Annotated in this window: 1 pseudogene; it reads left to right on the top strand. The window is 59.4% G+C overall.

Annotation, left to right across the window (positions count from 1 at the left end):
• Positions 1–340, top strand: a pseudogene (locus AAIL68_RS17645) (IS5/IS1182 family transposase); the annotation flags it as partial.

Here is a 340-nt window from a genome sequence, read left to right as displayed (position 1 = left end):
GATTTCGGTAAGTGGAACTCAGTGTTCAAGCGGTTCCGGCGATGGGTAAAGGCCGATGCGTTCTACCGCATGTTCCGAGCCTTGGCTGAAGATGCCGATTTTGAATACGCCATGATCGACGGCAGCATCGTCAAGGTTCACCGCCACGGACAGGGCGCAAAAGGGGGACTCAAAGCCAGGCCATCGGGCGCTCTCGCGGAGGGATAACAACCAAGATCATGGCTTTGGCCGATGCGGTCGGCAACCTGACCGACTTTCGGCTGCTGCCGGGACAGGCCCATGATCTGCGCGGCACAGGGGCGCTGATCGATGGTCTGACGTGTGGCCAACTTCTTGCCGA

The organism is Paracoccus sp. SSK6, assembly GCF_039770665.1.
Taxonomy (GTDB): domain Bacteria; phylum Pseudomonadota; class Alphaproteobacteria; order Rhodobacterales; family Rhodobacteraceae; genus Paracoccus.
The sequence above is the reverse complement of the archived record's forward strand: the minus strand, read 5'-3'. Positions and strand labels throughout refer to the sequence as shown.